Raw genomic sequence first — 20,271 nt, 5'->3', positions numbered from 1 at the left:
GCGCACGTTGCCGGGCCAGTCGTAGCGGGTGATGAGCGCCATCGCCTCCGCGGCGATGCCGCGGACCCGCTTGCCCTCCTCGGCCGCGAAGCGGGCGCAGAACGAGCGGGCGAGGTCCGGGATGTCCTCGCGCCGGGCCCGTAAGGGGGGCAGGGTCATCGGGAAGACGTTGAGGCGGTAGTACAGGTCCTCGCGGAAGCGGCCCTGCTTCACGAGGTCGAGGAGCGAACGGTTGGTCGCCGAGATCAGCCGGATGTCGACCCGCACGCTCTTGCGCCCGCCGACCGGATCGACCTCGCCTTCCTGCAGCGCGCGCAAGAGCTTCACCTGCGCGTCGAGGGGCAGTTCGCCGATCTCGTCGAGGAAGAGCGTGCCGCCCGAGGCCTCGACGAACTTGCCGAGATGGCGCTCGGTGGCGCCGGTAAACGCCCCCTTCTCGTGGCCGAACAGGGTCGATTCGACGAGGTTGTCGGGGATCGCCCCGCAATTGACCGTGACGAAGGGCTTGCCGCGGCGCTCGCCCGAGCCCTGGATCGCGCGGGCCAGCACCTCCTTGCCGACGCCGGACTCGCCCTCGATCAGGACCGGGATGGTGGATTTCGCCGCCCGCTCGGCGAGCCGCATCACCCGGCCCATGTCGGGGCTCTTCGAGGTGAGGTCGCGGAACGATAGCGCGCCGGACGCCCGCCGGCGCATCCGCCGGATCTCGTCCTGGAGCTGGTCGACCTGGAGGGCGTTGCGGATCGAGACCTGGAGCCGCTCGGGGCCGGCGGGCTTGACCACGAAGTCGATCGCGCCCGCCCGCATCGCGTTGACGACCGCGTCGATCGAGCCGTTCGCCGTCTGGACGATGACCGGCGTGTCGATGCCGGCCTTGCGCAATTCGGCCAGCACGCCGAGCCCGTCGAGGTCGCCCGGCATGGCGAGGTCGAGGAGCACCACGTCGATGCCGGCATCGGGGGCGCGCAGCGCATCGAGCCCGGCCGTCCCGCTCTCGGCGACCACCGCCTCGTACCCGAGGCGCCGGACCATGGCTTCCGCCAGGCGGCGCTGCACGGGATCGTCGTCGACGATGAGGACCGTGGTGGTCATCTGCTCTCCTCGGGGGACCGGGGCGGCGGCTCGCGCCGCCCGGGGCCTCGTTCCGTGTCCGGCGCCGCGCTCCGACGAGGGGGCGGCGCGAATCGCGGGACTGTTTCGTTTCGAGCCGCATGCTGCGCCACAACCGTAAAGTGCCCCTTAACGCCAACGGAAGGTTGCCCGTCCGGGGCCCGGTCGGCGGCACGGCGCGTGCTGGCGGGGCGGTGATCGCGCAATCGCCGCGGCCTCGGTTGATCGCGGGCCGGTGGGAGCCGATATGTGCCGGCGCACGCCCGACATTGCCTTCGCGCCCCGAGAGGAACACCCCCATGCCGCAGAGTGCCGCCGCACCGTCGGACAGCGCCCTGAGCACCGCCCAGGCCACGGCCCGCGCCGTCGATCTCGGGCCGCTGCCGGAATGGGACCTGTCGGACCTCTATGCCGGGCTCGACGACCCGGCCTTCGCCGACGATCTCAAGCAGGCCGAGGCCGAGTGCCGGGCCTTCGCCGAGAGCTATCGCGGCCGGGTCGCCGGGCTCGCGGCGGGCGACGGCGCCCCCGACCGGCTCGGCACCGCGGTCGCCGCCTACGAGGCGATCGAGGATCGGCTCGGCCGGCTGATGTCCTATGCCGGCCTCGTCTATTCGGGCGACACCACCGATCCGGCGCGGGCGAAGTTCTACGGCGACACCCAGGAGCGCCTGACCGCCGCGGCGAGCGACCTCCTGTTCTTCACCCTCGAGCTCAACCGGGTCGAGGACCGGCTGATCGACGAGGCCGCCGCCCACCCGCCGCTGTCGCGCTACCGGCCCTGGCTCGAGGATATCCGCCGCGAGAAGCCGCACCAGCTGAGCGACGAGGCGGAAAAGCTCTTCCTCGAGAAGTCGGTGACCGGCCGCGCCGCCTGGAACCGGCTGTTCGACGAGACCATCGCGTCGCTGCGCTTCCCCCTGCGGGGCGAGGAACTGACGCTGGAGCCGACCCTCAACAAGCTCCAGGACCCGGACGAGGCCGTGCGCCGGGACGCGGCCGGCGCGCTGAGCCACGTGTTCCGGTCGAACCTGCGGGTGTTCACGCTGATCACCAACACGCTGGCCAAGGACAAGGAGATCTCCGACCGCTGGCGCGGCTTCACCGACGTGTCGGATGCCCGCCACCTCGCCAACCGGGTCGAGCGCGACACCGTCGAGGCGCTGGTCGCCGCCGTTCAGGCGGCCTATCCGCGCCTGTCGCACCGCTACTACACGCTGAAGGCGCGGTGGTTCGGGCGCGACAGCCTGGCCTACTGGGACCGCAACGCGCCGCTGCCGAAGGTCGAGCAGCGCACGATCCCCTGGGCCGAGGCGCGCGAGACCGTGCTGTCGGCCTACGGCGCGTTCTCGCCGAAGATGGCCGAGATCGCCCGGCGCTTCTTCGACGGCAGCTGGATCGACGCGCCGGTGCGCCCCGGCAAGGCGCCGGGCGCCTTCGCGCATCCGACCGTGCCCTCGGCCCACCCCTTCGTACTGGTCAACTACCAGGGCAAGCCGCGGGACGTGATGACGCTCGCCCACGAACTCGGTCACGGCGTCCACCAGGTGCTGGCGGGGCCCAACGGCGCGCTGATGGCCCCGACGCCGCTGACGCTGGCCGAGACCGCCAGCGTGTTCGGCGAGATGCTGACCTTCCGGCGGGTGCTGGAGGCCACCACCGACCCGGTCCAGCGCCGGGCGATGCTGGCCGCCAAGGTCGAGGACATGATCAACACGGTGGTACGCCAGATCGCGTTCTACGCCTTCGAGCGCAAGGTCCACCTCGCCCGCCGGGAGGGCGAGCTGACCGCCGAGAAGATCTGCGAGCTCTGGATGTCGGTCCAGGCCGAGAGCCTCGGCCCGGCGATCCGCCTCGACGAGGGCTACGAGCCCTACTGGGCCTACATCCCCCACTTCATCCACTCGCCGTTCTACGTCTACGCCTACGCCTTCGGCGACTGCCTGGTGAACTCGCTCTACGGCGTCTACCAGCGGGCGAACGGCGACCCGGCGGCGGAAGAGGCCTTCGTCGAGCGCTACTTCGCGCTGCTCGCCGCCGGCGGCAGCCGGCCCTACGGCGAACTCCTGGCGCCGTTCGGGCTGGATGCCCGCGACCCGGCCTTCTGGCAGATCGGCCTCTCGATGATCGAGGGCATGATCGCGGAGCTGGAGGCGATGGAGGCGTGAGGGTGCCGGCCGGCGGCCGATGATCCGGCCGTCGGTTCGGGCGTCGCGTTTCGGGGTCGCGGATCGGTGGGTGAGGGCTGGCAAGCCTCCCCTTCTCCCACTTGCGGCCTCATCCTGAGGTATCAGTCGATCGCGGATCGACCGACCTCGAAGAAGGGCTTCAGAAATCTCCGAGCCTGCTGGAGACCTCCTTCCAGGTCAGCCCATCTTCGATGGGCTGACGCCTCAGGATGAGGGTGTGGGTGGGATGAAAAATCTCCCACGATACGGGGATCGTTGGTCGAGGGGGCCTGAGAAGAAGGCAGGAACCGCGGCCGAAAACTCAGGCCCCCTCACACCCCCGCCGCCCCGCCATCCGAGCGCGGATCGTGCGTCGCCTCGATCCGGCCGTTGCCCGCGTGGCGCACCAGCAGGCCGGCATGGCCCAGCGAGTCGATGTAGGAGCCGCCCAGCTCCTCGACCTCGTGGCCCATCCGCGACAGCGCCGCGATGCAGGCGGAGTCGAACCGGTCCTCGACCTTCACGGTCATCGAGTCCGCACCCCAGGTGCGGCCGAACAGAAGACGCGGCGCGTCCACCGCCTCGGCCACGCCCATGCCGTAGGTGGCGTAGCGGGTGAAGACCTGGGCCTGGAATTGCGGCTGCCCGTCGCCGCCCATGCTGCCGTAGGACATGACCCGCCCGTCGGCGAGCACGGCAAGGGCCGGGTTGAGGGTGTGGAACGGCCGCCGCCCCGGCTCCAGCGGGTTGACGGCCTTGGGATCGAGCGAGAACGCGATGCCGCGGTTCTGCCAGGTGATGCCGGTGCGCGGCAGGACGAGGCCGGAGCCGAATTCCCAGTAGACCGACTGGATGTAGGAGACCGCGACGCCGTTCGCATCGATCGCCCCCATCCACACCGTATCGCCGTCGCCGACCGGGCGCACGGGGTAGGGCGAGGCCCGGTCCATGCGGATCGCCGCGGCCTCGGCCGCCAGGCGCTCCGGCGTGAGGAACGCCGCGGGATCGTGGCGCAGGCGGTCGAAGTCGGTCACCACCGCGTCGCGGATCCGGAAGGCGCGCTTCGTCGCCTCGATCAGGCCGTGGTAATGCGCCGCCGTCTCGGGCCGGATGCGGCCCAGCCGCTCGTAGAGGCCGAGGATCGTCAGCGCCGCGAGGCCCTGGCTCGGTGGCGGGCAGTTGTAGACCGTCCCGCCCGAGAGCTTCAGCGACAGCGGCGCCCGCGACACCGCCCGGTAGCGCTGGATATCGGCGCGGGTGACCGGGCTCCCGGCCCGTTCGAGATCGGCGGCGATCTCGCGGCCGACATCGCCGCGGTAGAAATCGTCGAGCCCGGCATGGCCGAGCTGCTCGAGCGTCGCGGCGAGCGCCGGCAGCGCCCGTTTCACGCCGGCCTTCGGCGGCTTGCCGTCGACCAAAAAAGTGTCCTTGAAGCCCGGCTGGTCGTGGAGCGTGTCGAGTTCCTTCGGCACGTAGCGCGCCTCGGAGGCCGAGACCGCCACACCCTCGCGGGCGTGGCGCACGGCATCGGACAGGACGAGGTCGAGGGGCAGGCGCCCGCCGAGATCGCGGGCGATCTCGTGCGCCAGCGCCCAGCCGCCGACCGCGCCGGCCACCGTCAGGGCCGCGTCGGGCCCGCGCTCGGGGATCGTCTCGTGGCCCTTGTCGCGGTAGCGCTCGATCGTCGCGAGGCTGCCGGCCGGGCCGCAGGCCTCGATCGCCCGCACGACGCCGGTCGGGCCGCGGATCAGCCAGAAGCCGTCGCCGCCGAGGCCGTTCATGTGGGGATAGACCACCGCGATGGTCGCCGCCATGGCGAGCATCGCCTCGACGGCGTTGCCGCCCTCGGCGAGGATCGCCCGGCCGGCCTCGGCCGCGAGGTGGTGGGGGGCCGCGCAGGCGGCGCGGGCGAAGACGGGGGTCTCGGGCATCGGGGGCTTGGATGTCTCTCGGCTTTGGATGGCTTGCGGCTTTGCAAGGCTTGCGGCTTTGGATGACGGGCGGCTTGCGGTGACGTTACGAAATCGACGGGCAGGGGGCCGCGCGGTTGCGCGGGGCCGCCGGTTCAGGCTAGTCCCCGGAGCCGTGAAACGATAGGCGCCTTGCCCGCCCGTCGCCCCGCCATCCAGCACAAGGGTCAGGCCGCGTGCCCGCATCAGCTTCCCTCAAGCCCCGCAGCCTCGTCACCATCCTCAGCATCATGGTGCTGGTCGGCGTCGAGGTGTTCGCGGTGGCCATCGCGGCGGGCTGGGCGCTCGCCGGCATCTTCGAGCTCGGCGACACCGTCGGCCACGTCCTGATGGTGCTGTTCAGCCTCTGCGCCCTCTACATCATGGTCCAGCTCTGGCGCCGGGCCACCAGCATCGAGCCGATCCGTTAAGGCGCGCCTCCCGATGATCGACCGTCGCAGTCTGCTCGCCGGCGCCGCGCTCCTGCTCGCCTCCGGCCCCGAGGTCCTGAGCGCCGAACTGCCCCTCGGCACGCCGGAGCCGTTCAGCTTCGAGGCCCTGAAGGCCCGGGCGAGGGAGATGGCCGCCAAGCCCTACGCGCCGCCCGCGATTCCCGACCGCGACGTCCTGCAGGCGATCGACTACGACGCCCACGGCAAGCTCAAGTTCAAGTCCGACCACGCGCTCTGGGCCGACGGCCCGAGCGCCTTCCCGGTCACGTTCTTCCATCTCGGCCGCTACTTCCAGAAGCCGGTGCGGATGCACGTCGTCGAGGGGGGCCAGGCGCGCGAGATCGTCTACGATCCGGCCGCCTTCGAGCTGCCGGCGGATTCGCCGGCACGGCGGTTGCCGCCGAATCCGGGCTTTGCCGGCTTTCGCTTCCAGGAGCGCCGCGGCGGCCCCCTCGACTGGCGCCGCAACGACTGGGTGGCCTTCCTCGGCGCCTCGTATTTCCGGGCGATCGGCGAGCTCTACCAGTACGGCCTCTCGGCCCGGGGGCTCGCCCTCGACACGGTGATGCCGGACCGGCCGGAGGAATTCCCGGACTTCACCCATGTCTGGTTCGAGACCCCGGCGCCGGATTCCGACACCGTCACGGTCGTGACGCTGCTCGACGGCCCCTCGGCCGCCGGCGCCTATCGCTTCAAGATGCGGCGCACCAAGTCGGTGGTGATGGACATCGAGGCGAGCCTGCACCTGCGCAAGGATGTCGGCCGCTTCGGCCTCGCGCCGCTCACCTCGATGTACTGGTTCTCCGAGACCGCCAAGCCCACCGCCGTGGATTGGCGGCCGGAGGTGCACGATTCCGACGGGCTGGCGCTCTGGACCGGCACCGGCGAGCGGATCTGGCGGCCCTTGCGCAACCCGCCCCGCACCATGGTGTCGGCCTTCTCGGACGAGCGCCCCCGCGGCTTCGGCCTGATGCAGCGCGACCGCCTGTTCGACCACTACCAGGACGGCGTCTACTACGACCGCCGGCCCTCGCTCTGGGTCGAGCCCCTGGGTGATTGGGGCAAGGGCAGCGTCCAGCTGGTCGAGAACGCCACCGACGACGAGATCCACGACAACGTGGTGGCGATGTGGGTGCCGGCCGAACCCGCCCGCGCCGGGTCCTCGCACGACCTCGCCTACCGCCTGCACTGGGTCGCGGGCGAGCCCTACCCGAGCAACCTCGCTCGCGTCGTCGCCACCCGCGAGGGCAATGGCGGCCAGGCCGGCACCGACCGGCCGAAGGGCGTGCGCAAGTTCGTGGTCGAGTTTTTGGGCGAACCCCTCGGCCGCCTGCCCGCCGGGGTGAAGCCGGAGCCGGTGCTCACCGCGTCGCGCGGCACCTTCCCGCTCGCCCGCACCGAGGCGGTGCCGGACGACGTGCCGGGCCATTGGCGGGCCGAGTTCGACCTGGCGGTCACGGGCGCGGAGCCTGTCGAGCTGCGGCTCTTTCTGCGCCGCGGGGACGAGACGCTGAGCGAGACCTGGACGTACCAGTATATTCCGGCGGCGTGACGCCGTTGCTTCCTGGATCATCGTCCGACGAAACGGCCATCGGATCGTCGGATGATGATCATGAGCATTTTCCGACGAAGTGGATACCGGTTCGTCGCAGAAAATGCGGCAAATCCAAAGATCTAGAGAGCTTCGCGATTGCAAGGCGATCGTGAATCGCTCTAATCATCGTAGTGCCATCGGCATTGCGCGATCTCGAGGGTATGGGTCGAGCCGAAACCACTCACACGATAGACGAGTCGGTGCTCCCCCGAGATCCGGCGCGACCACCAACCCTTGAGCTTGAACTTCAAAGGCTCGGGCTTGCCCGTCCCGGTGAAGGGCGTGCGTTTGATCTCTTTGACGAGAGCATTGATCCGCTCCAGCGTGGCCGTGTTCTCACCCTGCCAGAACACATAATCGCTCCAGGCATCGTCCGAGAAGGTCAACTTCATCCCCCGGCGGCCCCCTCAGGGCTGATCGGGTTCGATGAGCGCGCGTTCGATCGTTTGACCTGCGTCGAGCTGCTCGATCGACCGCATCAGTCGCCGGGCATTGGCGGGCGTGCCCAGCAGGTGCAGGGTCTCCCGGAGGCTCTCCAACTCGGCGAGTGGCAGCAACACCAGCGGTTCGTGACCCTGGCGGGTGACGACCAGCTCTTCGCGGTCACGCTCGACCCTGTCGAAATGGGCAGCGATGCTCTGTCGAAAGTCGGTCAGGCTCACATGAGTCATGGCTGGCCTCTGTACGTCATCACGTACATATCTCGTGCCGACATCGCCGCCAAGGGGCCGTGCATCGGAAGCGGTCGGGTCTTGGTGTCCGCCGCCGCCACATAGTCCGGGGGCGAGTTGCCGTTGCCAGGCACATCCATCCCCCTATCCCAGCCGGACGCGTGTCCGGCCCTGTGCGCTTGCTCCAGGCGGGGCGAGATCGAGGCAGGCCGGTGGCTTTGCGGCCTCGCCTGGACATCGCAAAGAAGCCCCGCGGCTCGCGCCGCAGGGCTTCTCTTTTGGTCATAGGGTCGGAGGGCGTCAGCCCACCCGCACCCGCCAGATCTCCTCGGCGTATTCCCGCATCGTCCGGTCCGACGAGAACCACGCGGTCCGCGCGGTGTTGAGGATCGCCGAGCGCCACCAGGTCTTCGGCCGGCGCCAGGCCGCGTCGACCTCGCGTTGCGCGCGCCAGTAATCGTCGAAATCGGCGGTGAGCAGGAAGCGGTCGCCGTGGGTGAGTTCGTCGACGAGCGGGCGGAAGCGGCCCGGCTCGCCCGGCGAGAACCCGCCGGCCGCGATCATGTCGAGGGCAGCGCGCAGACGGGGCGAGGCCGCGATGGCGCGCGAAGCGTAGCCCGGCTGGCTCTGCGTGCGCTGGACGCCGGCCGCGTCGAGGCCGAAGATGAAGATGTTGTCGGGACCGACATGGTCCTTGATCTCGATATTGGCGCCGTCGAGGGTGCCGATGGTGAGCGCGCCGTTGAGCGCCAGCTTCATGTTGCCGGTGCCCGAGGCCTCCAGGCCCGCGGTCGAGATCTGCTCCGAGAGGTCGGCCGCCGGGATGATCGATTCGGCGAGGCTCACCGAGTAGTTCGGCACGAAGGCCACGGTCAGGCGCCCGGCCACGTCCGGATCGGCGTTGACGCGCTTGGCCACGTCGCTGGCAAGCCGAATGATCAGCTTGGCCTGGTGGTAGCTCGGCGCGGCCTTGCCGGCGAAGAGCTTGACCCGGGGCGTCCAGTCGCGGTGCGGCTCGGCCTTGATCGCCTGGTAGAGCGCGACCGTCTCCAGGATGTTGAGGAGCTGGCGCTTGTACTCGTGGATGCGCTTGATCTGGACGTCGAACAACGCCTCCGGATCGAGGGTGATGCCGGTGCGATCCTCGACCACGCGGGCGAGCGCTTCCTTGCGCTCCCGGCGCACCGCCGCGTAGCGCGCCTGGAAGCTCGCATCGTCGGCGAAGGCGGCGAGCCCTTCGAGGTGGCGCGGATCGTCCAGCGCCTTCGCGCCGACCGCCTCGACGGCGAGCGCGGTGAGGCCCGGATTGGCGTTGTGGAGCCAGCGCCGGAAGGTGATGCCGTTGGTCTTGTTGACGATCTTGTCGGTGTCGAGGGCGTGGAGCGGCGCGAACACCGTCTGGCGCATCAGCTCGGTATGGAGCGCCGAGACGCCGTTGACGCGGCGCGCGCCCAGGAAGGCGAGATGGCCCATGCGGACGCGCTTGCCGTGGCTCTCGTCGATCAGCGAGACCTCGGCGAGGTGCTCGGGCGAGCTGCCGTGCTTCGACACCTCCTCGAGGTGCATCCAGTTGATCAGGTAGATGATCTGCATGTGGCGCGGCAGCAGCCGCTCCATCAGCTCCACCGGCCAGGTCTCCAGGGCCTCCGGCATCAGGGTGTGGTTGGTGTAGCCGAGCGTCTGGGTGGTGACGTGCCAGGCATCCTCCCAGGACAGGCCGTGGACGTCGACGAGGAGCCGCATCAGCTCCGGCACGGCGATGGCCGGGTGGGTGTCGTTGAGCTGGATCGCCGCGTGGTCGGGCAGCGAGCGCAGGTCGCCGCGCTCGGCGACGTGGCGGCGCACCAGATCCTGGAGCGAGGCCGAGGTGAAGAAGAATTCCTGGCGCAGGCGCAGTTCCTGGCCGGCCGGCGTGCCGTCGCTGGGATAGAGCACCCGCGAGATCGCCTCGGCCCGGGCGCGCTCGGCGACCGCCCCGACATGGTCGCCGGCATTGAAGCGGGCGAGGTCGATCGCCTCGGGCGCGCGGGCGGCCCAGAGGCGGAGCGCGTTGACGTGCTTGGCCCCGCGGCCGATCACCGGGGTGTCGTAGGGCACGGCGCGCACGGTCTCGGCCGGGCGCCAGACGCGGCGCAGCGTCCCGTCCGGCTGGACGCTCATGGCGACGTCGCCGCCGAAGCCGACCTCACAGGTCGCCTCGGCCCGCTCGAACTCCCAGGGGTTGCCCTCGGCAAGCCAGGTCTCCGGCACCTCGCGCTGGACCCCGTCCTCGATCACCTGCCGGAAGAGGCCGTGATCGTAGCGGATGCCGTAGCCGTAGGCGGGAATGGCCAGGCTCGCCATGCTCTCCATGAAGCAGGCGGCGAGCCGCCCGAGGCCGCCATTGCCGAGCGCCGCGTCGGGCTCGGCGCCGGCCACCGCGTCGAGATCGACGTCGAGGCCGGCGAGCGCCGCCCGCACGGTCTCGGCGACGCCGAGATTGCCCATCGCGTCGGAGAGCAGGCGCCCGATCAGGAATTCGAGGGAGAGGTAGTGCACGCGCTTGGCCGGCACGATCCCGGCCGAGATGGCGTTCGCGGCGACGGCCCGGTCGCGCAAAGCCAGGGCGGTCGCGACGAACCAGTCGCGGTCGCGGGCGGTGGCGGGCGTCTTGCCGAGGGCGTAGGCGAGCTTGGCCAGGATCGCGGTGCGCATCACCGTGACGTCGTCGCCCGCGGGCGCCACGGGCGCGGCTTGCGGCATCCAGGAGCGCGGCGCCTCGGCGGCATCCCGCGAGGTCTCGTCACGGCGGCGACCGGTCAGAACAGCTTCGTTGAGCACCTTGGAACCCCCTTCCTTGCCGTAGGTCTTTCCGGTGCTGCAGCGCGATCTCGCGTCGCGTGCTGTGCAGCAAACCTTCGGCCACGGCAGTATCGTGTGGCTATGGAACGGCGATGTCGAGACGCCTGGGCCAAGCTTGACCACACGATTGATCGCGTGTTGCTGCCCCGACACGTCTCATGGGAACGCGACTTGATTTTGGCGAACCGGCCTGAAGCGAGTGTGAACGCATTCGAGATCGTCCGCACGTCCGACCTTAGGGTTAAACGATGCCCTTAGGGAATGGCCAACCGGCGGAGCAGGGTTGCACCTCCGGTCTGGCGTCACGCCCGCGCTCCCGCTCTTGCCGGCGGTTGGGCATCGACGCGGGTCGATGCCCCATCGGTGTCGCTACCGCCCGACGATGGCGTCATGACGGTGCCTCGGCGTCATCATCGTGTCTTGGCTGTACGATGTGTCTTGGTGGTCCGGCATGTCGCGGCGGTCCGATCGGGTCGGCGAGACGATCGCCTCGCGATCCCTGATGCGGGCCCGCCACGCCCCGGACCTCCGTGAGAACGACGGGGGAACCGGAGGCGGGGAAGCGGTTTCCCGCAAGGCACCCCCGGCCGAGGGTGGATCGATCGTAAGCATTACGATCGTGCACGATATATAACGGTGCCCGCCCGTCCGCTCAACCCCGGCCGCATCCCGATGGCCGCACGCCGCCGCCGCGTCGCCGGTCTCATCCGATGAAACCCGCCCGCGAAGCTTGATCAGGAGACCCGCATGACCGAGGACGCGAAGCCCGCCCGCCTGCTCGCGGGAGAGCTGTGGTGGAAGGCCGGCATCGTCTACCAGGTCTATCCGCGCTCGTTCCAGGACACGAACGGCGACGGCGTCGGCGACCTCAGGGGCGTGACCGCCCGGCTCGACTACCTCGCCTGGCTCGGGGTCGACGCGGTGTGGCTGTCCCCGGTCTGCCGCTCGCCGATGGCCGATTACGGCTACGACGTCTCGGATTACTGCGACATCGATCCGCTCTTCGGCACGCTCGCCGATTTCGATGCTCTGGTGGCCGAGGCGCATCGCCGGCGCCTGCGGGTGATCATGGACTTCGTGCCCAATCACACCTCGCAGGACCATCCGTGGTTCCGCGAGGCCCGCGCCTCGCGCGACAACCCCAAGCGCGACTGGTACATCTGGCGCGATCCCGGACCCGACGGCGGTCCGCCGAACAACTGGATCAGCAATTTCGGCGGCCCGGCCTGGACCCTCGATCCGGCGACCGGGCAATACTACTACCACGCCTTCCTGCGCGAGCAGCCGGACCTGAACTGGCGCAACCCGCAGGTGCGCGCCGCGATGATGGACGTGCTGCGCTTCTGGCTCGATCGCGGCGTCGACGGGTTCCGGGTCGACGTGATCTGGCACCTGATGAAGGACGAGGCGCTCCGCGACAATCCGGCCAACCCGGATTACGTGGCCGGCGAGCCCGAGATCAACCGCCTCCTCCAGATCCATTCCGCCGACCAGCCCGAGGTTATGGGGGTGATCGCCGAGATGCGGGCGGTGCTGGAGGAATACGACGCCCGGGTGCTGATCGGCGAGATCTACCTGCCGCTGGAGCGGCTGGTGGCCTATTACGGCACCGACCTGTCGGGCGCGCACCTGCCGTTCAACTTCCAGCTGATCCAGACGCCCTGGCACGCGCCCGCCGTGGCGCGGCTGATCGAGGAATACGAGGCGGCCCTGCCCGAAGGCGGCTGGCCGAACTGGGTGCTGGGCAACCACGACCAGCCCCGCATCGCCGCCCGGGTCGGCGACGCGCAGGCCCGGGTGGCGGCGGTGCTGCTGCTGACCCTGCGGGGAACGCCGACGCTCTATTACGGCGACGAGATCGGGCTCGGCCGGGTGCCGATTGCCCCCGAGCGCGTGCGCGACCCCTGGGAGCACAACGAGCCCGGCCGCGGCCGCGACCCGGAGCGCACCCCGATGCAGTGGCAGCCCGGCCCGCAGGCGGGCTTCTCCACCGTCGAGCCATGGCTGCCCCTCGATCCGCAGGCCCAGACCCGCAACGTCGAGGTGCTGCGGGACCAGTCCGATTCGATCCTCACCCTGCACCGCCGCCTGATCGCCCTCCGCCGCGAGCATCCGGCCTTGAGCGTCGGCACCTACCGCCCGATCTCGGCCGCGGGCGACGTGCTGATCTACGAGCGCCGCCACGCCGACGAGACGATCCGGGTCGCCCTCAATTTCGGGCACGAGGCTTGCAGGATAGAGGCTTGCAGGATCGAGGCGGGCCACGGCGAGCCCAGGGTGGATGGCGTCGGCGGGGCAGGGGAGGACTGGGAAGTCCTCCTGTCGAGCGCCGGGGGCCGGCGGGGAGAACGGGCGCCCGAGGGGTATTTCGCACTTGCGGGAGACGAGGCGCTGGTGCTGATCCGCCGCGCGGCGGTCGCGGCGGGCTGATCCGCCTATTCCCCGCCTAAGCTCCGATCTCACGCGGCACAGCTTTCCATCCGGGGCGCGAATTCGGGATTTTTCTTGTCTTTTACGAGAAAAATCTTGCTGCCCCGGAATTGCATGATATTGTTGCGATGCAACGGAACCAAAGCGGGAGTCGTGCGTTGTCGTGGCAGTACGTCGCGGTTTCGTCCGCTCGCAATCCGTCCGGCTCGCGGCGTGAGGGCTCATTCATGACATTTCCGGCGTCGGCGCGGTCGGCCTGGCATTCGCCGGCCGTGTCGTCTGGCGGCTCCCCGCGGGAGGCCGTCGAGAGGCTGCGCGGCTCGCTGAAGCCGCGGATCCTCTACGCCACCCCGGAGATGGCGGATTTCGTGAAGACCGGGGGCCTCGGCGAGGTCGCGGCCTCGCTGCCCCGGGCCCTGCGCCAGCATTACGACGTGCGCATCCTGATCCCGGGCTATCGCCAGGTCGTCGAGCGCCACCCCGAGATTCCGGTCGTCGCCCACCTTCCCGGCAATGCCGAGATGCCGCCCTGCGACCTCGGCCTGATCGAGACCGGCGACGGCCTGCCGGTCTACGTCATCCTCAATTCCGGCCTCTACGAGCGCGACGGCTCGCCCTACGGCGACCAGGGCGTCGACTTCCCCGACAACGACCTGCGCTTCGGCCGCCTCAGCCTCGCGGCCGCCGAACTCGCGCAGGGCCTCGACGCCGAATGGCGCGCCGACCTCCTGCACCTCAACGACTGGCAGACGGCGCTGGCGCCCGCCTATCTCGCCTGGCGCGGCCTGCGCACGCCGAGCGTGCTGACGATCCACAACCTCGCCTATCAGGGCCTGTTCCCGTGGGAGACCCTCGGCCGCATCGGCGTGCCGGAGAGCGCCTTCCACATCGACGGGGTCGAGTTCTACGGCAAGCTCTCCTTCCTAAAGGCCGGCCTGTACTACGCCTCCCACGTCACCACCGTGAGCGAGACCTACGCCCACGAGATCACCACGCCTGAATTCGGCTGCGGCCTCGACGGCCTGCTGCGCACCCGCGCCCATCAGGGACGGCTCGCCGGCATCCTCAACGGCATCGACGAGTCCTGGGATCCGCGCACCGATCCCCACCTCGCCACCCGCTTCGAGCCCGACGACTGGAAGGGCAAGCGCGCCAATGCCGACGCGGTGCGCACGCGCTTCGGCCTCGGCGTGTCGCGCGGTCCGCTCTTCGCCATCGTCTCGCGCCTCGTCCATCAGAAGGGCGTCGATCTCACCCTCGCAGCCGCCGAGTCGATCGTCGCCGAGGGCGGCCAGCTCGTGGTCACCGGCCAGGGCGAGCCCCGCTTCGAGGCCGCCTTCCTCGATCTCGCCCGGCGCCATCCCGGCTCGGTCGGGGTGCGGGTCGGCTTCGAGGAGACCGATGCCCACCGGATGTTCGCGGGCAGCGACTTCCTGCTGATGCCCTCGCGCTTCGAGCCCTGCGGCCTCGCCCAGATGTATGCCCAGCGCTACGGCTCCCTGCCGATCGTCCACCGCACCGGCGGGCTGGCCGACACGGTCGAGGACGGCGTGACTGGCTTCCTGTTCGGCGAATCCTCGCTCAAGGGCCTGAGCGGCGCCATCCGCCGCGCCTTCGACGTCTTCGCTTCGAAGCGCCGCCTCGGCGCCATGCGGCGCAACGCCATGTCGCGGGAGTTCGGCTGGGATCAGGCCGCCGACGGCTATTCCTCGCTCTACACCCGCGTCGTCGGCAACGGCGGCGAGCTGATGCGGGCGCGCGCCGTCGCCTGAGGCGGATCGCTCGTGACCGGCCGATCCCCGGTCGTCGACTCTTCCGGTCTTCCTGGACCCCGCGGTGCCCCCGGCTCCGCGGGGTCTTTCGCGTTCGGCCCGCCTCCACCCCGCCGCAGAACGCCGAGACGCTTGACATCTGCCCCTACGGCAGGAATACATGAGCACGTGTTCATGTGTCGATGAGAGGCCGCGTGAAGGTCCTGTCGCCCGAGCAGGTCGGTGACGTGGCGGAGGTCTTTCGGCTCCTCGGCGAGCCGAATCGTCTGCGCATCGTGCTGGCCTGCCTGGAGACGGAGCGGACCGTCGGCGAGATCGGCGAGGCCCTCGGCCTGTCGCAATCGCTGACCTCGCACCACCTGCGCCTGTTGCGGACGGCCCGCATCCTGCGGGCGATCCGCCACGGCCGGCATGTCGCCTACGCGATCGACGACGATCACGTGCGCGACGTGCTGCACAACATGGTGGCCCACTTCACCGAGCCGCACGACCACGGCCACGATCACTCTCACGACCACTCGCCCCACGAGGAACCCTGACCCATGACCAGCCCCAACGTCGAGACCGTGAAGTGCGCCTGCGAGGACTGCGTCTGCATGGTCCCGGTGGCGAAGGCCGTCTCCCGCGACGGCAAGTCCTTCTGCTGCGAGGAATGCGCCGAGGGTCATCCCCACCATGCCGGCTGCGATCACGCGGGCTGCACCTGCCACGGCTGATCGGCCCGCCGGGGTCGTGCGTCCGGCCCCGGCATGCTCTAAAGCCCCGGACATAAGAGCGTCCGGGCTCCATCCGGACGGGGGATGGATGAGCCGATGATCGCGGGCTGGACGGTGGTGCTGGCGGCCCTCGTCTATATCTGCGCCCTGTTCGCGGTCGCCCATTGGGGCGACGTGGCCGGGCGGACCCTGATGCGCGACGCGCGGGTTCGGCCGACGATCTACGCCCTGTCGCTCGCGGTCTACTGCACCTCCTGGACCTTCTTCGGCTCGGTCGGCCTCGCCAGCCATACCGGCCTCGACTTCCTCACCATCTATGTCGGCCCGATCCTGGTGGTCGGGCTGGGGTACCGGCTGGTCGCCCGGGTGGTGCGGATCGCCAAGGCCCAGAACTCGACCTCGATCGCCGATTTCATCGCCGCCCGCTACGGCAAGAGCGAGCGCATCGCCGCGCTGGTCTGCCTGATCTCGGTGGTCGGCGCCGTGCCCTACATCGCCCTGCAATTGCGGGCGGTGGCGGCCTCGCTCCAGGTCTTCCTGCGCACCACCGACGGGGTCGGGGTCTCGGCCGGCATGCTCGGCGATCTCGGCCTGTTCGTCGCCCTGGTGCTGGCGGGCTTCGCGGTCGCCTTCGGCACCCGGCACGCCGACGCCACCGAGCACCAGGACGGGCTGACCCTCGCGGTGGCGCTCGAATCCCTCGTCAAGCTCGTGGCCTTCATCACCGTCGGCGGCTTCGTGGTCGGCTGGATGCTGCGGGACGCTCCCCCCGTCCCGGTGCCCGGCATCTCCCTCGGCGCCCTGGTCGGGCAGACCTCGGGCCCCGCGACGCTGATCGTCCAGGTCCTGCTCTCGGCCGCCGCCGTGCTGCTGCTGCCGCGCCAGTTCCACATGGCGGTGGTGGAGAACCGGGCGGTCGCCGATGTCGGGCGCGCCGCCTGGACCTTCCCGCTCTACCTCGTGCTCATCAACCTGTTCGTGGTGCCGCTCGCGCTCGCCGGCCTCGCGCTCTTCCCGGAGGGCACGGTCCAGCGCGACATGACGGTGCTGGCGCTGCCGCTGCACGAGCGGGCCGACGGCATCGCCCTCGTGGCGTTCATCGGCGGGCTGTCGGCGGCGACCGCGATGGTGATCGTCGAATCGGTCGCGGTGGCGATCATGATCTCGAACCACCTCGTCATCCCGGTGGCGCTGCGCCGGCGCAACCTCGTGGCCGGCGCGCCCCCGTCGCCGGAGCCCGGCGCCTCGGATCTCGGCGGCTACGTGCTGGTGGTGCGCCGCATCGCGATCGTCGCGGTGGTACTGGTGGCCTACGCCTATTCGCGGGTCGCCGGCGAGGTGGCGCTCGCCTCGATCGGGCTCCTGTCCTTCGCCGCCGTGGCGCAGATCGGCCCGGCCTTCATCGGTGCGCTCTACTGGGGCCGCGGCACCGGCACGGGTGCCGCGGCGGGCCTGATCGTCGGGTTCGCGGTCTGGCTCTACACCCTGCTGCTGCCGAGCCTCGTCACCGGGGAGGGCTGGGCCGCCTCGCTCATCGCCGACGGCCCCTTCGGCATCGAGGCCCTGAGCCCGACCGCGCTGATGGGCATCGAGGACGTGCCGCGCCTCGTCCACGGCACGCTGTGGAGCCTCGGGCTCAACGCGCTCGCCTACGTGGCGTTCTCGCTCCTGCGTCCGCCGAGCGCGATCGAGCGGCTGCAGGCCGAGGCCTTCGGGCAGGTGTCGGGGCAGGTGTCGGGGCTCGACGAGGCCGGGCGCGTGACGCCGAGCTTCCGGCTGTTTCGCAGCGCCGTGACCCTGGGCGAGCTGCGCGCCACGGTCGCCCGCTTCCTCGGCGAGGAGCGGGCGGCACGGGCCTTCAAGGATTTCGCCCAGGCGCAGGGGCGCGGGCCCCTGCCGGACGACGCGGTGGCGGGCCTGCCCGAGCTGCGCCACGCCGAGCATCTGCTCGCCTCGGCGATCGGCGCCTCCTCGGCCCGGCTCGCCCTGTCGCTGGTGCTGCGCCGGCGTAACGTCTCGCCGCGGGCGGCCTTGAAGCTCCTCGACGACGCCTCGGCGGCGTTCCAGTACAGCCGCGACATCCTCCAGCACGGGCTCGATCACGCCAAGCAGGGCATCACGGTCTTCGACCGCGACATGAAGCTGATCGTCTGGAACCGGGCCTTCGCCGACCTCTACGACCTGCCGGCCGGGATGATCCGCACCGGCATCGGGCTCGAGGCGATCGTGCGCTACAATGCCGGCCGGGGCGCCTACGGGGTGCGCGACGCCGACACCCTGGTGGCCGAGCGCATCGCCGCCTTCCGGCTCGAATCCGGGCCGCAGCGCCTGCGGCTGCATCCGAGCGGCCGGGTGATCGAGATCCGCGCCAACCTCCTGCCGAACGGCGGCGTGGTGGCGACCTATACCGACGTGACCGACTCGGTCGCCGCCGAGGAGGCCCGCACCCGCCTCAACGAGGAGCTGGAGAGCCGGGTGCGCGAGCGCACCGAGGAGCTGACGCGCCTCAACGCGGCGCTGACCCGGGCCAAGGCCGAGGCCGAGGATGCGAACGCCTCGAAGACCCGCTTCCTGGCGGCGGCCAGCCACGACATCCTCCAGCCCCTCAACGCGGCCCGGCTCTATGCCAGCGCGCTGGTCGAGCGCGACCGCGGCAGCGATCCGACGCTGGCCGAGAACGTCGACGCCTCCCTCGACGCCGTCGAGGAGATCCTGACCGCCCTGCTCGAGATCTCGCGCCTCGATACCGGCTCGCTGAAGCCCCAGCTCTCGATCGTGCGGGTCTCGGACCTCTTCCGCCAGGTCCAGCGCGAGTTCGGCCCGATGGCGCAGGAGAAGGGGCTGGACCTCACCGTCATGCCCTCGTCCCTCGCCCTGCGCTCCGACCGGCAGCTCCTGCGGCGGCTGCTGCACAACCTCGTCTCGAACGCGATCAAGTACACGCCGAAAGGCCGCGTGCTGGTGGGCGCGCGCCGGCGCGGCGACCGGGTGGTGCTGATGGTCTGCGATACCGGGCTCGGCATCCCGGCCGCGCAGCAGAGGCTGGTCTTCCGCGAGTTCCAGCGCCTTGACCAGGGTGCGCGGGTCGCCCGCGGCCTCGGCCTCGGCCTCTCGATCGTCGAGCGGACCGCGCGGCTCCTCGACCATCCGGTGACCCTCGCCTCGACGCCCGGGCGCGGCTCGGCCTTCTCGGTCGCGGTACCGGACGCCCCCGTGAGGCCGTCCCTCGAGGTGCAGGGCGAGGCACCCCGCCCCGCCACCGTGCCGCTCGCCGGCCTCACCGTGCTCGCCGTCGACAACGAGCCGGCGATCGTCGACGGGATGCGGGTGCTGGTCGGCAACTGGGGCTGCACCCTCCACACCGCCGGCTCGCTCAGCGAGGCGCTCGCCCTGGTGCTCGGCGGCGCGCTCCGCCCGGACGTGATCGTCGCCGACTACCACCTCGACCAGGGCACCGGCCTCGACCTCATCGCCGGCTTGCGGGCCGCGCTCGCCGCCGACATCCCGGCGGTGCTCCTCACCGCGGACCGCTCGCCCGGCGTGCGCGATGCCGCCGCCGCGCAGCGGGTCCAGGTGCTGAACAAGCCGCTGAAGCCCGCGGCGCTCCGCGCCCTGCTGACCCAGTGGCGCGGCCGCCAGGCCGCGGAATAGGCGGCGGACCCGAGGGACGCTCCCTCAGTGCCGCACCCACATCACCCGCGCCATCCAGGCGATCTCGGCGGCCGGGATCACCCGGTCGGGCGCGCCGGGCAGCGGCCCCTTCAGCTCGGCGGCCCGGGGGGTGCGCCGGCGCAGCTCGGCCGCCAGGATGTCGCCCCGGTCGAGGCAGGTCACCACGCGGTCGCCCGTGCGCATCTCCGCGTGGGGGCAGACCACCAGCACGTCGCCCTCCCGGTAGAGGGGCGTGAGGCCTCCACCCCGGACCTCGATGGCGAAGCAGCCCTCGCCGAGGCCCGGCAGCTCCATTTCCTGGAGCATGCCGCCGCGGCCCGGCAGGCCGTCGGCCCCGAGCGGCTTCGCCACGCTGCCGCTGTCGATCACCGGCACTGTGATGCGCGATTCGGGCGGGGAGGCCGGGAGGCGCGGCTCGATCAGGCGCAGGAACTCGTCGAGCGTGGCGCCGGTGGCGGCCAGGACCTTGGCGAGGGATTCCGTCGACGGCCAGCGCTTGCGGCCGTCGGGACTGACCCGCTTCGATCGATTGAAGCTCGTCGCGTCGAGGCCGGCACGGCGCGCGAGGCCCGACGCCGTCAGGTTGTTGCGTTGGGCCAGGTGATCGATCGCGGACCAGATTCGCTCGTGGGACAGCATTGGAAACCTGGCGTGCCGCGGTCGGTGTTCACCACCGAACTATCAAATGTAAACTACCGAACCGTCGCCGAAAGGCAACGGCGTTGCCGCTTCGTCCCGTGCCCGCTATCGCTCGCCCGCCCCCCGAGGAGATCCGCGGCCCCCATGTCCCTCATCTACAAGATCTGCCCCGCCGCCCTGTGGCGGGCGGCCGCGGCGGCCGGCCGGGTCGGCGGGGCGCCGGGCGGCCTGGCGGGCGGGTACATCCATTTTTTTAC

At 70.7% G+C, this 20,271-nt stretch carries 14 protein-coding genes; 8 read left to right on the top strand and 6 right to left on the bottom strand.

Features of this window, described 5'->3' with window-relative positions:
• Positions 1 to 1,092: sigma-54-dependent transcriptional regulator (locus QR78_RS26515; protein WP_048430599.1), on the bottom strand; the 1,092-nt coding region annotated here is incomplete at its 3' end.
• 317 nt (positions 1,093 to 1,409) lie between these two features.
• Here QR78_RS26515 and QR78_RS26510 point away from each other — a divergent pair.
• Positions 1,410 to 3,278 carry a M3 family oligoendopeptidase gene (locus QR78_RS26510; RefSeq protein WP_048430598.1) on the top strand — a complete coding sequence of 623 codons (1,869 nt, stop codon included), beginning with the start codon at positions 1,410 to 1,412 and terminating at the stop codon, positions 3,276 to 3,278.
• A gap of 332 nt (positions 3,279 to 3,610) precedes the next feature.
• Here QR78_RS26510 and QR78_RS26505 read toward each other — a convergent pair whose 3' ends face one another.
• Positions 3,611 to 5,209, bottom strand: a complete 1,599-nt coding sequence (locus QR78_RS26505; RefSeq protein ID WP_048430597.1) for a gamma-glutamyltransferase family protein — start codon at positions 5,207 to 5,209, stop codon at positions 3,611 to 3,613.
• A 269-nt stretch (positions 5,210 to 5,478) separates the two neighbouring features.
• Here QR78_RS26505 and QR78_RS26500 point away from each other — a divergent pair, with 269 nt between their 5' ends.
• Together QR78_RS26500 and QR78_RS26495 are read left to right on the top strand one after the other, a co-directional pair.
• Positions 5,479 to 5,658: a hypothetical protein gene (locus QR78_RS26500; protein ID WP_048430596.1), complete on the top strand. Its 180-nt coding sequence runs from the start codon at positions 5,479 to 5,481 to the stop codon at positions 5,656 to 5,658.
• A 13-nt stretch (positions 5,659 to 5,671) separates the two neighbouring features.
• Entirely contained in the window at positions 5,672 to 7,231 is a 1,560-nt protein-coding gene (locus tag QR78_RS26495) for an OpgD/OpgG family glucan biosynthesis protein (RefSeq protein ID WP_048430595.1), read from the top strand.
• Positions 7,232 to 7,392: 161 nt separating this feature from the next.
• Here the strand turns inward: QR78_RS26495 and QR78_RS26490 are convergent, their stop codons facing one another.
• The 3 genes from QR78_RS26490 to QR78_RS26480 form a co-directional block, all read right to left on the bottom strand.
• Positions 7,393 to 7,665 carry a Txe/YoeB family addiction module toxin gene (locus QR78_RS26490; RefSeq protein ID WP_048430594.1) on the bottom strand — a complete coding sequence of 91 codons (273 nt, stop codon included), beginning with the start codon at positions 7,663 to 7,665 and terminating at the stop codon, positions 7,393 to 7,395.
• Positions 7,666 to 7,680: 15 nt separating this feature from the next.
• Entirely contained in the window at positions 7,681 to 7,944 is a 264-nt protein-coding gene (locus QR78_RS26485; protein WP_048430593.1) for a type II toxin-antitoxin system Phd/YefM family antitoxin, read from the bottom strand.
• A 300-nt stretch (positions 7,945 to 8,244) separates the two neighbouring features.
• Positions 8,245 to 10,764 carry a glycogen/starch/alpha-glucan phosphorylase gene (locus tag QR78_RS26480; protein ID WP_048430592.1) on the bottom strand — a complete coding sequence of 840 codons (2,520 nt, stop codon included), beginning with the start codon at positions 10,762 to 10,764 and terminating at the stop codon, positions 8,245 to 8,247.
• A gap of 768 nt (positions 10,765 to 11,532) precedes the next feature.
• Here QR78_RS26480 and QR78_RS26475 point away from each other — a divergent pair.
• The 5 genes from QR78_RS26475 to QR78_RS26455 all read left to right on the top strand — a co-directional run bounded on the left by QR78_RS26475 (position 11,533) and on the right by QR78_RS26455 (position 19,354).
• Complete coding sequence (locus QR78_RS26475; protein ID WP_048430591.1) at positions 11,533 to 13,215, top strand: alpha-amylase family glycosyl hydrolase; 1,683 nt, start codon at positions 11,533 to 11,535, stop codon at positions 13,213 to 13,215.
• A gap of 227 nt (positions 13,216 to 13,442) precedes the next feature.
• A complete protein-coding gene (glgA, locus tag QR78_RS26470) occupies positions 13,443 to 14,987 on the top strand; it encodes a glycogen synthase GlgA (RefSeq protein WP_082171509.1) in 1,545 nt (514 codons plus the stop codon).
• A 194-nt stretch (positions 14,988 to 15,181) separates the two neighbouring features.
• Positions 15,182 to 15,526: an ArsR/SmtB family transcription factor gene (locus tag QR78_RS26465; protein ID WP_244276225.1), complete on the top strand. Its 345-nt coding sequence runs from the start codon at positions 15,182 to 15,184 to the stop codon at positions 15,524 to 15,526.
• A 3-nt stretch (positions 15,527 to 15,529) separates the two neighbouring features.
• The gene (locus tag QR78_RS26460) at positions 15,530 to 15,703 is read left to right on the top strand and encodes a metallothionein (protein WP_048430590.1); all 174 of its coding nucleotides are present in this window, start codon (positions 15,530 to 15,532) and stop codon (positions 15,701 to 15,703) included.
• Between the two features lie 96 nt (positions 15,704 to 15,799).
• Positions 15,800 to 19,354, top strand: coding sequence for a PAS domain-containing hybrid sensor histidine kinase/response regulator (locus QR78_RS26455; protein WP_048430600.1), 3,555 nt, complete (start codon positions 15,800 to 15,802; stop codon positions 19,352 to 19,354).
• A 24-nt stretch (positions 19,355 to 19,378) separates the two neighbouring features.
• On the opposite strand, the gene QR78_RS26450 is transcribed toward QR78_RS26455, so the two are convergent.
• Entirely contained in the window at positions 19,379 to 20,014 is a 636-nt protein-coding gene (locus tag QR78_RS26450; RefSeq protein ID WP_048430589.1) for a S24 family peptidase, read from the bottom strand.
• Between the last annotated feature and the right edge of the window lie 257 nt (positions 20,015 to 20,271).

This window comes from Methylobacterium indicum (genome assembly GCF_001043895.1).
Lineage (GTDB): Bacteria > Pseudomonadota > Alphaproteobacteria > Rhizobiales > Beijerinckiaceae > Methylobacterium > Methylobacterium indicum.
This window is presented reverse-complemented; position numbering and strand designations above follow the sequence as displayed.

Coding starts and splice junctions, on each gene's coding strand:
- QR78_RS26460 (WP_048430590.1), top strand. CDS start 15,530: ATGACCAGCCCCAACGTCGAGACCGTGAAGTGCGCCTGCGAGGACTGC.
- QR78_RS26450 (WP_048430589.1), bottom strand. CDS start 20,014: ATGCTGTCCCACGAGCGAATCTGGTCCGCGATCGATCACCTGGCCCAA.
- QR78_RS26490 (WP_048430594.1), bottom strand. CDS start 7,665: ATGAAGTTGACCTTCTCGGACGATGCCTGGAGCGATTATGTGTTCTGG.
- QR78_RS26455 (WP_048430600.1), top strand. CDS start 15,800: ATGATCGCGGGCTGGACGGTGGTGCTGGCGGCCCTCGTCTATATCTGC.
- QR78_RS26475 (WP_048430591.1), top strand. CDS start 11,533: ATGACCGAGGACGCGAAGCCCGCCCGCCTGCTCGCGGGAGAGCTGTGG.
- QR78_RS26505 (WP_048430597.1), bottom strand. CDS start 5,209: ATGCCCGAGACCCCCGTCTTCGCCCGCGCCGCCTGCGCGGCCCCCCAC.
- QR78_RS26495 (WP_048430595.1), top strand. CDS start 5,672: ATGATCGACCGTCGCAGTCTGCTCGCCGGCGCCGCGCTCCTGCTCGCC.
- glgA (WP_082171509.1), top strand. CDS start 13,443: ATGACATTTCCGGCGTCGGCGCGGTCGGCCTGGCATTCGCCGGCCGTG.
- QR78_RS26510 (WP_048430598.1), top strand. CDS start 1,410: ATGCCGCAGAGTGCCGCCGCACCGTCGGACAGCGCCCTGAGCACCGCC.
- QR78_RS26500 (WP_048430596.1), top strand. CDS start 5,479: ATGGTGCTGGTCGGCGTCGAGGTGTTCGCGGTGGCCATCGCGGCGGGC.
- QR78_RS26485 (WP_048430593.1), bottom strand. CDS start 7,944: ATGACTCATGTGAGCCTGACCGACTTTCGACAGAGCATCGCTGCCCAT.